Annotated in this window: 11 protein-coding genes and 2 tRNA genes; 7 read left to right on the top strand and 6 right to left on the bottom strand. The window is 30.5% G+C overall.

The genetic code is table 11. The features are described 5' to 3' along the window. Nucleotides 1-4: 4 nt before the first annotated feature. From ACKI42_RS13545 to ACKI42_RS13530, 4 genes are read right to left on the bottom strand one after another with little or no spacing between them, the layout of a single operon-like run. Nucleotides 5-667, bottom strand: a complete 663-nt coding sequence (locus ACKI42_RS13545; protein ID WP_407406107.1) for a hypothetical protein — start codon at nucleotides 665-667, stop codon at nucleotides 5-7. Between the two features lie 32 nt (nucleotides 668-699). After that, nucleotides 700-1782: a mannose-1-phosphate guanylyltransferase gene (locus tag ACKI42_RS13540; RefSeq protein ID WP_407406106.1), complete on the bottom strand. Its 1083-nt coding sequence runs from the start codon at nucleotides 1780-1782 to the stop codon at nucleotides 700-702. A gap of 2 nt (nucleotides 1783-1784) precedes the next feature. Continuing rightward, nucleotides 1785-2375, bottom strand: coding sequence for a SprT-like domain-containing protein (locus ACKI42_RS13535; protein WP_407406105.1), 591 nt, complete (start codon nucleotides 2373-2375; stop codon nucleotides 1785-1787). A 2-nt stretch (nucleotides 2376-2377) separates the two neighbouring features. Then, nucleotides 2378-3718, bottom strand: coding sequence for a TolC family protein (locus tag ACKI42_RS13530; RefSeq protein ID WP_407406104.1), 1341 nt, complete (start codon nucleotides 3716-3718; stop codon nucleotides 2378-2380). Nucleotides 3719-3817: 99 nt separating this feature from the next. On the opposite strand from ACKI42_RS13530, the gene ACKI42_RS13525 reads away from it, so the two are divergent. From ACKI42_RS13525 to ACKI42_RS13495, 7 genes are all read left to right on the top strand, one after another. Next, nucleotides 3818-5062, top strand: a complete 1245-nt coding sequence (locus ACKI42_RS13525; RefSeq protein WP_407406103.1) for a bifunctional folylpolyglutamate synthase/dihydrofolate synthase — start codon at nucleotides 3818-3820, stop codon at nucleotides 5060-5062. Between the two features lie 43 nt (nucleotides 5063-5105). After that, nucleotides 5106-5180 (top strand) — tRNA-Val (locus ACKI42_RS13520). 30 nt (nucleotides 5181-5210) lie between these two features. Continuing rightward, a tRNA-Val gene (locus tag ACKI42_RS13515) sits at nucleotides 5211-5288 on the top strand. A 310-nt stretch (nucleotides 5289-5598) separates the two neighbouring features. Further along, a complete protein-coding gene (locus ACKI42_RS13510; RefSeq protein WP_407406102.1) occupies nucleotides 5599-6792 on the top strand; it encodes a site-specific integrase in 1194 nt (397 codons plus the stop codon). A 60-nt stretch (nucleotides 6793-6852) separates the two neighbouring features. Beyond that, complete coding sequence (locus tag ACKI42_RS13505; protein ID WP_407406101.1) at nucleotides 6853-9090, top strand: DEAD/DEAH box helicase; 2238 nt, start codon at nucleotides 6853-6855, stop codon at nucleotides 9088-9090. A 106-nt stretch (nucleotides 9091-9196) separates the two neighbouring features. Then, nucleotides 9197-10204: an AAA family ATPase gene (locus tag ACKI42_RS13500; RefSeq protein ID WP_407406100.1), complete on the top strand. Its 1008-nt coding sequence runs from the start codon at nucleotides 9197-9199 to the stop codon at nucleotides 10202-10204. Beyond that, nucleotides 10182-11408: a DUF3871 family protein gene (locus tag ACKI42_RS13495; RefSeq protein WP_407406099.1), complete on the top strand. Its 1227-nt coding sequence runs from the start codon at nucleotides 10182-10184 to the stop codon at nucleotides 11406-11408. The genes ACKI42_RS13500 and ACKI42_RS13495 overlap by 23 nt, the downstream gene beginning before the upstream one ends. Nucleotides 11409-11440: 32 nt before the next feature. Here ACKI42_RS13495 and ACKI42_RS13490 read toward each other — a convergent pair whose 3' ends face one another. After that, nucleotides 11441-13903 (bottom strand): NACHT domain-containing protein, encoded by a 2463-nt coding sequence (locus ACKI42_RS13490; protein WP_407406098.1) that lies wholly within the window; start codon nucleotides 13901-13903, stop codon nucleotides 11441-11443. 47 nt (nucleotides 13904-13950) lie between these two features. After that, nucleotides 13951-14226 (bottom strand): hypothetical protein, encoded by a 276-nt coding sequence (locus ACKI42_RS13485; protein WP_407406097.1) that lies wholly within the window; start codon nucleotides 14224-14226, stop codon nucleotides 13951-13953. Nucleotides 14227-14421 lie beyond the last annotated feature (195 nt).

The raw sequence follows: 14421 nt of genomic DNA, 5'->3' as shown, positions 1-14421 counted from the left end.
ACTTCTATTTCTTCCTGATTGGCTTCTTTTTCGGGTCTATCACAGGCTCCTCAATTTTCTCAATCTTTTGTAAACGTGGATTATTAGGACATTTTTTGGTATAAACCTCAATATAAGTACCATTATCCTTTACAGAAGAAATGGCTCCTGTAGTCTTACTTATGGTAAGTGTATAATGCGTTTTTTGATAAGGACATTCTTTGGAAGTCACTTTTCCAAGATCTAGATAATAGTTCGCTTTATCCTCGTAATAGTTTGCAGCAACGTCTACAAATTGTTCGTCTATAATATAACCTTCTAATACAGCCGAAAGAGCCGCTTCTTCTGCATTGTCAATCTTTCCTATAAAATCCTTTAGACTACTAAGTTCCGTGAGGTATTCTACACTTCCCCCCTTAGCATAGACAATATAATAAAAACTGTCATCCGCTGGTGCAATATTAAAACCTGAGGATTGAGAAAGATATTGTTTTTTGTTACCAGAAGTCACAATTTCTTTATCTCTACCATAATCACTATGTACAAGAGTCCAAAAATCAACTTTATTATTAGGAATAATCTTCGCTAAAACACTTTGAGTATTCACAAATTTTTTCTTTTCTTGCGAATAGAAAATACTTCCTAAAAACAAGAACGTCAGTATATTTAATTTTAATATCAATCTCATAGTGTAAAAATAGGCAGAAATTGTACCATTTTCTAGATATAATTTTCTCCTTTTTTTAGATTTTTTATATCCAATACGAACTCTTTGATCAATTGATCATTCTCTCTAGGACAAATAAGCAAAACATTATCAGTATCTACAACGATATAATTTTCTAAACCATCTATTACCATTGCCTTTTGTTTATTTTTCTGATGAATAATATTTCCTGTAGATCGATAAGAAAGTATATTTTTGGTATTCTGCGAGTTTAGATTTTCATCTTTTCCTGAGTTTTCATAGATTGAAGTCCAAGTACCAAGATCGCTCCAACCCAAATCTGCGGGTATAACATAAACATTTTGAGCTTTTTCTAAAATCCCATTATCAATGGATATTTTTTGAACTTTTGGATAGATTAGTTCTATACAATCTTTTTCATTATTGGCATTGTAATCGCACATAGTAAATTCTTGAACCATATCGGAAAGATAGAGTTCAAATGCATGATGGATAGATTGTACATTCCATATAAAAATACCCGCATTCCAAAGGAAGTCCCCACTTTCTAAAAAAGTTTTCGCAATTTCTAAAATCGGTTTTTCTGTAAATGTTTTTACCTTGAAATAATCAGAATCTTTGTGATCTACAAACTGAATATATCCATATCCTGTATCTGGTCTCGTAGGAGTAATCCCCAAAGTAACCAAATATTCATTTTTAGCAGCCAACTCAAACGCTAAATCTAATTTTTCTAAAAATATATTTTCTTTTAAAATTAAATGATCTGCCGGCAATACCACCATAGTAGCATTAGGATTGATCTCAGAAATTTTATTCGCCATATAGAGATTACAAGCAGCAGTATTTTTCAATAATGGCTCGCCTACAATATTCTCCACAGGCACTTCTGGTAATTGTTCTACAGAAAGATCTACGTATTCTTTATTGGTAATGACGAATATATTTTCTTTAGGAATCAGCTTGCTTATACGATCATAAGTTTGCTGAATCATCGTTCTACCTGTTCCTAAAATATCTTGAAATTGCTTTGGAAATTTTTGTGTACTTAGTGGCCAGAATCTACTCCCAATTCCCCCTGCCATAATTACACAGTATTTATCTGATGTTGACATGTTTACGTGCATTTTTTTACTCTTGCCAATGGACGGAAAGAATACCTTCTACCACTAGCCAAATTTACACAAAGGTAGTTTTTTTTAATAAGACCCTCCATCTTATATTTTTCATTATTGTAGACAAAGTGCTGCCCTCTCTCCAATTCTTCTATATACTGCGTGTTATCACTATGATTATCAGCCCGAAAAAACTTTACCAGATCTGGGCTTGCCATAAAGTTGGCTTTTGGGGCTAACGAGAATTTTTGCAATATCGGTCTTAGTTCGTTCACATAGATGTCTAGACTTTCTATGATCATCCTTCCGAAAGTAGTTTTCCACTCTTTTCCATGAGGCGCAATTCCTCTACCATATTCTTCAAAGGCAATAAGATGTGCCAGCTCGTGTGTAAGAACGAAAAAAAAGAGTTGTGGCTCAAGTGTGCAATTGAGTGTAATCTCATGAGTTTGATCCCGCAGTTTCCTATAATCTCCTAGCTTAGAATTTCTGTTTTTGGTAACTTTGATATGAATATAATAATCTGAAAACCATTTCTTCAGATAAGGCAAAGTATTTTCAGGAAGATATTTTTCTAAAGATTGAATAGACATTCTTACAAACTTAGCGGAACTCCAGCGTAGAAATTAAGTAATTTTAAACTAAACAAATAATTATATTTTGCTTGTTCCACAGAACCTTGTGCATTGGCGTAGTTATTTCTCGCAATATTTAGATCATAGATCGTTGTTCTGCCTGCAGCATAGCTTTTATCAGCAAAATCCATCGCCAATTGTGTGCTTTTTCTAGCTTCTATTGCAGCTGAATATATTTCATAATTTGCCTCTACATCAAACTGAGCTTTCTGAACATTTTGCTTTACAGCTAATTTTTGTTGATCTAAAGTATTTTTGGCGATACTTTCATTGATTTTAGATTGTTCCACCTGAATTTTGGTAATACCTTTATTGAAAATAGGAATGTTCAAGGAAACTCCACCTTGCTGCCCAAAATTATCTTTATACTGTTGAAAAAAACCGCTCTCCTTTATATAAAATTCTTTGGTACCAACATTATTGGTATTCAATAGATTATTATAAAAAGTACCGATACCGACACTTGCTGTAATTGTTGGCCAAAATGCCGTTCTCGAAATTTCAGTTTGAGTTTCAGAAGATTTTATTCTACATTCCGCTGCTTTTATTTGAGGTTGGTTACCGTATGCGGTCTCCAACACTTCATTGATGGTATATAACTGAGGTGAAAGTTGATCTCCTACTGCTACATTTTCTACATCGAAATCTTTGTAATCTGGCAATTGTAAAAGCTGAGCCATCGCAAACTGGCTTCTTTCTACATTGATTTGCGCCGTTTTCAGGTTTTGTTTTTCTCTAGCCCAAGCCGCCTCAGCTTCCGCTTGTACAGTTTGTGCTGTTGTACCCACTTCAGTTGTTATTTTGGCTCTATCTAATTGTTTTTTCGCATTTTCAGTAGCACTTTCGGCAATTTTTACAATCTCTTTATTTAATAAAATCGTTAAATATTGCTGAGCAATCTGAAGCGAAATATCATTTTTAATGGTTTCTATATCATATTGGCTCGCCTCAACGTCAAACTGGGTTTTTCTAACGTTTTTCTCCAATCTTCCATTATTATAAACCAAAATATCAGCAGAAAGATTAGCATTATTACTAAATCTATCGTCTCTAATACTTCCTGTTCCCAAAGAAGCCTGCCCAAAACTTACATTATTTCCCACCGAAGCAGATACGGAAGGAAGATAATTGTTTTTGGCAATCTTTAAATTAGCATCTTGTATTTGTTTTGAATACTGATTCTGAATTACTTGCAAATTGTGAGATACTGCATAATCTACACATTCTCTCAACGACCATACTTTTTGGGCACTTAAACCCAAAGATGATAATCCTAAAAATAAACCCAAAACTTTTTTCATTTCTGCTTTTTTAAAACATTAGACGTAAAGATTACAAAAAAGTTACAATTTTAGAAAAATATTGTTTCATTTTAATAAAACTTTTGAGAATTTTGCACCATGACAAATGCAGAATACCAAGAAGCTGTAGAATGGCTTTTCGTACAGGCTCCCAATTATCAAATTGAAGGCATAAAAGCGTACAAACCAGGGTTGGATAATATTACCAAACTTTGTGCTTTTTTTGATAATCCTCAAGACAAAATAAAGTGCATCCATATTGGTGGTACCAATGGCAAAGGATCTACTAGCAATATGCTGGCGTCTGTACTGCAAGAATCTGGCTACAAAGTAGGATTGTACAATTCTCCTCACCTTATAGATTTCACAGAAAGAATAAAGGTAAATGGCGATAACTGCGATAAGGAATTTGTATTTGAATTTATAAAAAAACTAAAAACTATTCCCTCCGATATTTTACCTTCTTTCTTTGAGTTTACCACTATTATGGCTTTTGAATATTTTCTACAGCAAAAAGTAGATTACGCCATTATAGAAGTTGGTTTGGGTGGAAGGCTAGATTCTACCAACATTATAAAGCCTCTAGTTTCCGCAATTACTAATGTACAGCTAGATCATCAAAATATTTTAGGAAATACAATTGAAGAGATTGCAAGAGAAAAAGCGGGAATTGTAAAAAGCGGAATTTCTATTATTACTGGAGATGAAAACGAAATCGTGAAAAATATCATTGAAGAAAAAGCAAAACAAGAAAATAGCCCTTTTACAGATGCATCACTAATTTTAACTCCTCTACTTTCTGACCTTAAAGGTTATTATCAGCAAAAAAACATCAAGGTTGTAGTAGCTTTAGTTGAAGAATTAAGAAAACAAAACTTAAACATTTCCGAAGAGGACCTTAAAAAGGGTTTATTAAACGTTTATAAAAACACCAATTTTATCGGTAGATGGTTCGAATTTTCTCAGAAACCACTGACGATTTGCGATACGGCACACAACCAAGCAGGTCTTGAGCAAGTTTTCTCTCAATTAAATACCATCAAAAAACACAAACATATGGTACTTGGTTTTGTAAATGACAAAAAAATTGATGAAGTTTTGGCACTTTTACCCAAAGATGTTACCTATTATTTTACCAAACCATCGGTAGATAGAGGAAGAAATCCCCAAGAGTACGAAGATTTACTCATCAATGCGAAAATTTTTTATAAAATTTTCGAAACTGTTCAGGATGCGTATCTTTCTGCAAAACAATCAGCTACAGACGAAGATTTAATTTTCATAGGCGGAAGCAACTTTATTGTTGGAGATTTTTTTCAAAAAAACTTGCGTCGTAAGGATTAAGTCTGTATATTTGCACCACCTTAAAACGAGAGATCGTGACGAAGGGCTCTTAGCTCAGTTGGTTCAGAGCATCTGGCTTACACCCAGAGGGTCGGGGGTTCGAATCCCTCAGGGCCCACAAAGTTTACTGAAACTTTTAAAAAATTCAGGGCTCTTAGCTCAGTTGGTTCAGAGCATCTGGCTTACACCCAGAGGGTCGGGGGTTCGAATCCCTCAGGGCCCACCAAAACTCTCAGATAAATCTGAGAGTTTTTTATTTTATACCTATTCATGGGAGTTTACAGAGGTTTTGATATTTCTTATAATTTCTTAAAAGGGTAATTTTTTTACTTCTTACTATAATTTAAGGCATACTTTTAGGTTACCAATATTTTCTTCAGGTTACCAACTTTAATTTTCAAGCAATTTTATCTTCATTTTAGTCCAAAACTAAGGAGCAAAATTCCACTTTTTAATGTCAAAAGATTTTAATCTCAGGTTACCAATCAGGTTACCAACAAAAATCTAGGTTACCAATCTAAACCCCCATGAATACAATGAAACTATCAATACTATTTTTATTAAGAAGAAACAGAACTAATGAAAAAGGTGTCTGTGCAATTGAATGTAGAATTACTTTAGACAAGCAAAGAAAACCTTTCTCAACTGGGATATTTATCAACCCAGAATCTTGGAATGCTTCAAAACAAAAAGCACATCCTCCAAATAAAGGAAATAACCAAGTCAATACCCAACTAAGCCTGATTAAACAAGAAATTAATCAGGCTTTTTTGTTCCTACAAGTTCAGGAAAAGGAATTTAGTGTAGATGATATTTACAGTCAGTTTAAAGGAGAGAATGCAAAGCTTGATAAATCCATTAAAGAAATGTTTCATCTACATATTTCTAAACAGGAGAAACTAATAGGAATATCAACAACGAAAGTATCTGTGGCAAAGTTCTATCAGACACAAGCTCATGTATTATCCTTCATTAAGAAAAAATACAATAAGTCAAACTACCTGTTAAAAGATATGACTATGGCATTTATTACAGAGTTTGAGTTTTACTTGAAAACTGAAAAGAGATTTATGCAGAATACAATCTACAAGACTTTACAAAGGTTTAGGCAAATTGTGAAGCTATCTGTAGCATTAGATTATTTGCCTAAAGACCCTTTCCTACTTTACAAGAGCAAAAAGCCTAAAAAAGAGATTGTATTCCTTTCTAAAAATGAGTTGTGGAATCTTGAACAACACCAATTTGCATCTGAAAGACTACAGCAAGTAGCTGATATGTTTATTTTCTGTTGTTATACAGGTTTAGCTTATACAGAGATGGCAACACTAAAGGAAAGTAATATTCAGACTGGATTTGATGATAATAAATGGCTTTATATTAGAAGACAGAAAACTAAGAAAAGTTATGAAGTTCCTCTGCTAACAAAAGCTTTTGATATCTTAGATAAGTACAAAACAGAAGACCAGTTATTACCTATAGTTTCTAATCAAAGATTCAATTCTTATCTAAAAGAGATAGCAGAGATTGTAGGTATCAGCAAAGTTCTTACCCACCACATAGCAAGAAAGACCTTTGCCTCTACTATTCTACTTTACAATGATGTTCCTATGGAGATAGTATCTGAATTATTGGGTCATTCTGAAATTGGGATTACTCAACAGCATTATGCTAAGATTGTGAAAGAGAGGGTTAGTGAGGAGATGAGTAGGTTAAATTCTAAGCTAAAATAATTCAGTTAAATATTAATATCTTTAAATTTCATTCTTAACAAAAATTAAATAATAAGTTTTATGGCTGTAAATGACAGTTTTACTGGATTCCCAATAGATTTTTTTACTTTTAGTAATGAGAACTTTAACCCTTCAAATTCTTTTGAAAAAAAATACTTTTTCACTGAAGAGGACTTAGAGCTTGAAGAAGGCTTTATTGGTAACTCTTTATTTAAAAAAATAAACTTTGATGAAAAAGACACTACCATTGTCAATTGTGCAGTTGGGCAAGGAAAAACACACGCAATTTTACATTCCATAAAAGAATACTTAAATACAGAGGACAGCATTGACACTTATTTTGTTATTGCTGTTCCTTTAGTTAGTTTAGTTACCCAATATAAGAATGATCTTCTTAATATGGGGTATGATGAAAATCAGATATTTGTTTACGATAACATTGCAGACAATGTTCCTGAAAGTGGTCAATCATATCTAAATATTGGATGTAAAATTCATATTGTCACAGTAAATACTCTTTTGGGTAATGCTGGCGAGCATGCAATTATGCAATCCAATAGAAAGTATAATTATGTTAAAGCTTTTGCAGAAGAATTAAGTACTCATGGAAAAAAATTAATTATTGTCTATGATGAAATCCATGAAGCAATAAGAAATTTTAATGAAACAGGTGTTGCACACCTTTCTCACATTTCATCAGTTATATTAAAAAATATTTTATTAAGTGCAACTTATAATGTACAATCTATACCTGTTATAAAGTTATTATCCCATCATACCAATAATAAAATTAGACTGTTAGAAGCAGATAGAGTTGTTACAAAACCTCAAAGCAAACTTTTCCTTCATTTCAATAATGAATATTCATCAAGTAAGTATTCTGCAATTACAGATTTGATATTAAGACTTGTTGGAGAAGGAAAAAAAATTGATGTTTTAAGCTTCTCAAAAAAATTATGCCAAAATTTATTGAATTTATCTAATGAACCAGGAAGGACATTACAAAGTGCTTTTGGTAATCTAAGAGCATGCGTATCTACTATAAAGAATAATGAAGGAGATAATGATGAGGATTTAACAAGAAATAGATTTGATAATAACTTTTGTAACATTGGAACAAACTTTAAATCAGGTGTAAATATAAAAAAGGAAAATCATGCATTTATAATTGTTTTACCTCCTGCTATTGCACGAAGCACTTACTCAAGTTTTAATGGCATATTTTCAGAAGGTCCAAATTCTGTTATACAGGCTTTAGCGAGGCAAAGAACTACAGGAGAAATTCATGTAATACTACCTAAGCCAATCATTATGGATTTTGAATCTTTACCTGAGTATATGTCTGAAAGCCAAAAACAAGAATTTGAAGAAGTTTTTACAAAAGTTTCAATACCAACAACTGATGTACAAACATCAAATAATGTTGAAGTTTTAAAAACTTCGTATATTCCATTTTCAAAGCATATTGATGAAGTTGATAAATGGTGGGAAATACTAAAAGAACGATATAAAATGCCTATGGTACTTAATCTAAATGTAAAATTACCACCCTATGATGGTTTTGTAATAACTAATGGGGAGAAATGTACAACTAAAACAAACTTTCTTGGAAAAGACATAGCAGGATTCGTAGTTTATTCTGCTTTAACGAATCAATTTTTCAATGCCAAACTTGAAGATTTTTTCCTGCCAGAAGTTGTTACTCTTGAAAATTTACAAGCTCATCTTGAAAACATATATGACAGCATAGAAAGTAATAATATTTCTGAAGTTTTTTCAAGCATAGAAAGATCTGTTGATTTATCAGCAATGAGTACTTCTCAAAAGAGAACAGCAAAACAGGCAATCTTTAATTATGTGATTCAAAAACAATCTAATATTGAAGACCTAAGAGAAATAGAAATTACGAGCGCATATAAATTTGTTATGTCCTATTTTGATAGATTTAGAAATGAAATAAGAGGAAGCTTGGAAAATCAAATCATTAGATTTAAATCATTAGCAAATCAAAACATAGAAGAAAGAGGAGAAGAAAGATTTTATAAGCCTTATAACCAGTTTCCAATATTTTCAAATCAAGCTATAGCAATTAGATATATCATTTCAAGCTTAAAGGAATTTTATCCTCTAGATAAGGACTTTACAAACTTTTTTGATAATTATAGTAGCTCAACAGATCAGCAAGTTGAAAAGAAATTTTATGAATTTATAATTGCAATTTCAGCAGAAACCAATCTACAACAAAGAAGTGTAAATGGTATTACAGGATATTTTCATAAAATAATTAGAATATTTTAAGACCTTGTTTTTCGTCACAATGATATAGTAGAAGAACAAAAAACAATGATTTACAACCTAGTTTATACTAGGTTTTTTTATGTCCAAATTTTAAAAAATTTTATTTATGCAATTAAAACAATCACAAAGACAACAAGTCAAGCTCAGATTAGGATTATCTGGAGCATCAGGATTTGGAAAGACTAAATCTGCTTTATTATTAGCCTATGGAATGACACAGGACTGGAGTAAAATAGCTGTAATAGATACAGAAAACTCCTCAGCTTCTTTATATTCAGATTTAGGTAATTACAATGTATTGGACTTACAAGCTCCTTATTCTCCTGAAAGATATATTCAAGCCATTGAGCTATGTGAGAAATCAGGAATCTCAGTTGTAATTCTTGATAGTGTATCTCATGAATGGAATGGTACAGGTGGGTGTCTTGATATTCATGAGAAATTAGGTGGCAGATTCCAAGATTGGGCAAATGTTACTCCAAGACATCAAGCCTTTATCAATAAGATTTTACAATCTAGCTGTCACATCATAACTACTACGAGAAGAAAAATAGATTATTCTTTGGATGTTGGAAGCAATGGAAAAACTCAAGTTGTAAAGCATGGAACTAAGGAAATCACAAGAGATGGCTTTGAATATGAATTAACTATCAACTTTGAACTTATAAATGAAAATCATTTAGCTAAAGCTTCTAAGGATAGAACAGGATTATTTATGAATAAGCCAGAGTTTGTAATAACTACTGATACAGGAAAGATGATATTGGATTGGTGTAATTCAGGCTCAAAAGCAAACTCAATCCAAAGCCCTACTCAAAATCTTTCAGAAGGGACTAAACTGCCTAAAATAAACCCAAGAGAGGCATTTGAAGGCATATCTGGCACTAACATCTTTGAGAACACTCCAAGTCAAAACCTTATTCATATCACAGAGAAAGAGGTTTTTGAAGCTATTCAAAATAGCAAATCTGTCACTGAACTTTTAGTATTGTACAGGCAGTTTCCACAATATCAAGAAAGTTTGAAGCCTGATTTCGAAGCAAAGAAAACTCTACTCACACACTTGAATAACCCAAATAATTTTAGTAAAAATGGACACTCACAAATACAGTAAAACTCCCAACATAATAGATATAAATAATAGCTTAGTTCCCTCTGATGATACTTTACAGTTAAGAAAAGTTAGTAATAACCATTTATTAGAAAGAAAATCTTTACAAGATATATTTTTGAGTGAAGATAATTTTGAAGATGCAGAAATATTTTACCCTAGTAAAATGAATTATTTCTCTCAGAATGTACTAGAGCATAAAGAGGCTGACATTAAAAATAATGTTCAGCCTTTTTTATTGCAAGAAACTAAACAACCCCTTAGAAATCTAGCTCCACCTCAAGAGGAATCTTCCAATCCTTTTATTTTAGCCAATACCACTGAATCTTCATTAAGCCATTTACAGAATGATTGTATTATACCTGTGTTCAGTAAAGATAATGAGAAAACTATTGCTCATCAGGAATTCATTGAAATGGCTTATAATGCTGTTCAAAAAGCATTTCCCCACCACAGCATTACAGAACCTGAAATAAGGGTTTCTCATCAGATTAAGGGTAGAACTCCTTCTGCTATTCACAAGCCTGTAAAAGAGCTTTTAGACCATGAAAAAACTATCTATTACGAAAGAATGGCATTCATAATTAAAGTACCTAGTATTACTGTTATAGTGAATGATAATGAGCTTTCTCTGACAATTGGAGGAGTACGAAGTTATAATTTGGAAAATCTTTATAATAAGAAATCTTTAGAAAAGTTCAAGTTCTTTATAGGCTTTCAAAATCAAGTTTGTATGAATCTGTGTGTGAGTAGTGATGGCTTTGTTGAAGATATGAGAGTTGGAAGTTCACAAGATTTATATTCTAAGGCTTTAGAAACCATGCAGAATTATAATGCAGAGCTTCATCTTATGGAAATGAAAGAACTTACACAAGATTATCTTTCAGAACATCAGTTTGCTCAGCTTATAGGAAGAAGTAGATTATATCAGCATTTACCAAAGTCTGAGAAGCAGAATATTCCTTTATTGAATTTTAATGACAGCCATATCAACATAATGGCTAAGGATTATTATGAGGATAAGAATTTCTGTAGATTAGAGGATGGTAGGATCAACCTTTGGAATGTATATAACTTCTTTACACAAGCAAACAAAAGTAGTTATATAGATACTTTTCTTGATAGAAATTTGAATGCCTTTGAGTTTTCAAAAGGTATTCAGAAATCACTTAATGGTAGTTCTGATTATCATTGGTTTTTGAGTTAATTTTATCCATCCCACAAAATTGTGGGATGGTTTTAAAAAAATTCAAAATTTGTATTTATAATTTTAACACTACCATATGAGAGATGATTATTGAGTTCTAAATTACCACCAAGCACTACCATTCTATTATTTAATACTTTAGCCACTTCAGTTTTATTAATTGTTTGCAAATTTTGCAAAGAAATCATAAGCTCATTTTTATCTTGTTCATTCTGATTATGGCTATATAGGGACATAAAATATGTATAATAAGATTTAAATTTAGAAGGAGAATCTTTGTACATTATAAGTAATTGCTCCATGTCAAAAATAAGATCTTCTATTTTTGATGGTCTTTTTAGTTGGATTATTTCAAAAATTTTAAACTGATCACTTAAAATTTTAATTGTGCCATCTAATATATCTGACAAATAATGAAAATCAATATTAAGAAAGCAATTCTCAAAAATATTCTCATCAATAATTGATTTATTATGTCTAATTATACTAAGGATATATTCTTTTAATTTACCTTCATCTTGATAAAAATTATTTATATTTATTTCTTTATTATGTGTGTACTGGAAAAAATCATATAAGTGTATAAAATCTCTATCTTGTATATAGTAATCTTTTAGCTCAATGTTATTATTAAAAAATATCAATGCAATAAAAGGTACTTTTTCCTCATCAATATTGTTAATAGTACTTTTAACTAGATATAAAATAAATTTTTGGGATAGTTGTAAATCCTGATAAAGTTTTTTACTTACATAAAACTCTTTCTGATTATCTAGCAAATCTGTAAGCTCTTGCTCAAGCTGATCAGTAATAATCTCTTTAAGTTCTACACTACTAATGCAATATTCATATAAGAACACACAAATATTTTTTGATTTATCATAATCATTTATATTTAAAAGTAGTAATTTAATGAAGTCTCTTTTATTATTAGTCTTCTTCAGAAACTCAAAAGAAAGTTCATAGCTTTCTCCATCACATATTTGATTAATTATAAAATTACTATCATTTTGATCTATTAGAAATTGCACTCCTAATACTTCTTTAAATTTCCTGTGAGGAAAATCATATTGCTCAATTTTATTTTTAACCCCAATAAATGAGAAAATACCATTATTAATTATTTCATCTATAATATCTATATTATCATTTGATAAATCATCAATAATATCATTTTGATTTTTAAAAAATTCTTTAGCTGTTTCTTTTAATTTATCAATTGTAAAGGTGTTTAACTTATTATCATAATTTTTAAAAGCAAAGTATTTAATGAATTGCAATTTTTCATTAGTGAAATTATTTCTTCTAGTTAAATAAGCACTTCTCATCCCCATTTTCTCATTTTTGACTTTCTCCTGATCAAGCTCTAAAAGAAGTAACTCAATAAATTTGTTGATAAGTAATGAATAATCAGCAAGAAAATTTATAGTAATTTGATTGGTTTCTTTAACATCATTAATATATATATAACACATTACTGTAAGAAATAGCGGAACATTTGAAAGTGCTATTAACTCTTGATCTTTAGATTTATTGATTTCATATATAAAATATTCTGCATTTAGTAAGTCCTGTAATTTTGAATTGTCTTTTTTGTACTTATTAAATAGGGTATCAACCAATTTAATTCTTTCATCAAAGACACCTTCTAAAACTACTCCAGCTATATTTTCTTTATATTTTGTAAAATGATTTAATGGTATTGGCAGATTTGACCTATAAAACTCCTTTCTTGATGTTAACCATACTTTTGATAAATACAAAGATTCATAAAACTCATTATAGTTATCATTGTACAATAGCCTATAAGTGTTTGAACCAGAACCCAGTATCAAAACCAATTCTTCTCTTATGTAATTTTTATTAGCTATTGTGCTTATTTCATCATAACCATCCAAAAAAAGAAGTATTTTTCTTTCTTTGACATCAGATAACAGTTTATTGTAGTCAGCTTCATAGTATTTGTTATTTTCCAATATATAGCTTATTATTGGATTCTTTCTTGAATTATCTACAATCTTTAAGGGTACATATATTGGAATAATTCTTTTAAGATCATTTTTACTATAATTTAAAACACCTTCTTTATTGTGGATAATCTTCAGGATTATGTTTCTAGTATAAGTTGTTTTTCCTATTCCAGCATTACCCAATATTAATACAATTGACTTAATATTATAATCTCCATAAATAGAAGTCTTGGAATCAACCTGAAGTGTTGAAATGTCAATTTTCCTTTCATTTACATTAACATAATTGCTTTCAATATCTAATTCAAAATCATGTAGTACAAAAGGCATTTTTGAAAGTTCATTATAAAGAGTTTTAAAATACTTTTTCTTTTTCCCAATCTTATCTGTATCAACCTTTAAATATTTTTCAATTATTGGTTTTACATTTACTGAGATTACATCTTTAAATATCCAACCTGTTATGGTTAATATCCCCCCTCCTGTAAAAATTAGTATTTTTGCAATAGATAATTCTTCAATCATAAATGTTTAATAGTTTATTGTAATAATTTATTTAATAGATAAAAAAATTAGATATCAGGTTCCTTTAATGCCTTAATAAACTTATGAATCTTATTATAGTTACCTAAATCCAAACTTATTTTCAATGCCTCATCAGCAATATTAGCTTTTTCTAGCATAGGAATTATATATGACAAATAGTGTTGAAAATAGGAACTAATATCATCTTCATTAACTGCTATTTTATAACCACTTTTCCCTGCTTTCGAAATTATTAAAATTCCTTTATATCTTAAATCCCTTATTTGCAATCTTATATTTTCTAAGCTTACATCAAAGTTCAAAACTTTTTTAACTTCATCTTTTAATTCATAGGTTTCAACTAATTTAGTGGGAAATATAAGTTACCCTCGTTTCACTGGACCAAAAATTAGTATTTCTTAGTTGGATTTTAAGCTGCTTTGGTGTATTTATTTTGGGGTTTATTTTTAATTCCTTGATGCTTTCGATAATGATATTTTTCTAGCCATTGTTTTATT

This window comes from Chryseobacterium sp. (assembly GCF_045629545.1).
GTDB lineage: Bacteria > Bacteroidota > Bacteroidia > Flavobacteriales > Weeksellaceae > Chryseobacterium.
Note: the sequence above shows the minus strand (reverse complement) of the source record. Positions and strands in the feature narration are given on the sequence as shown.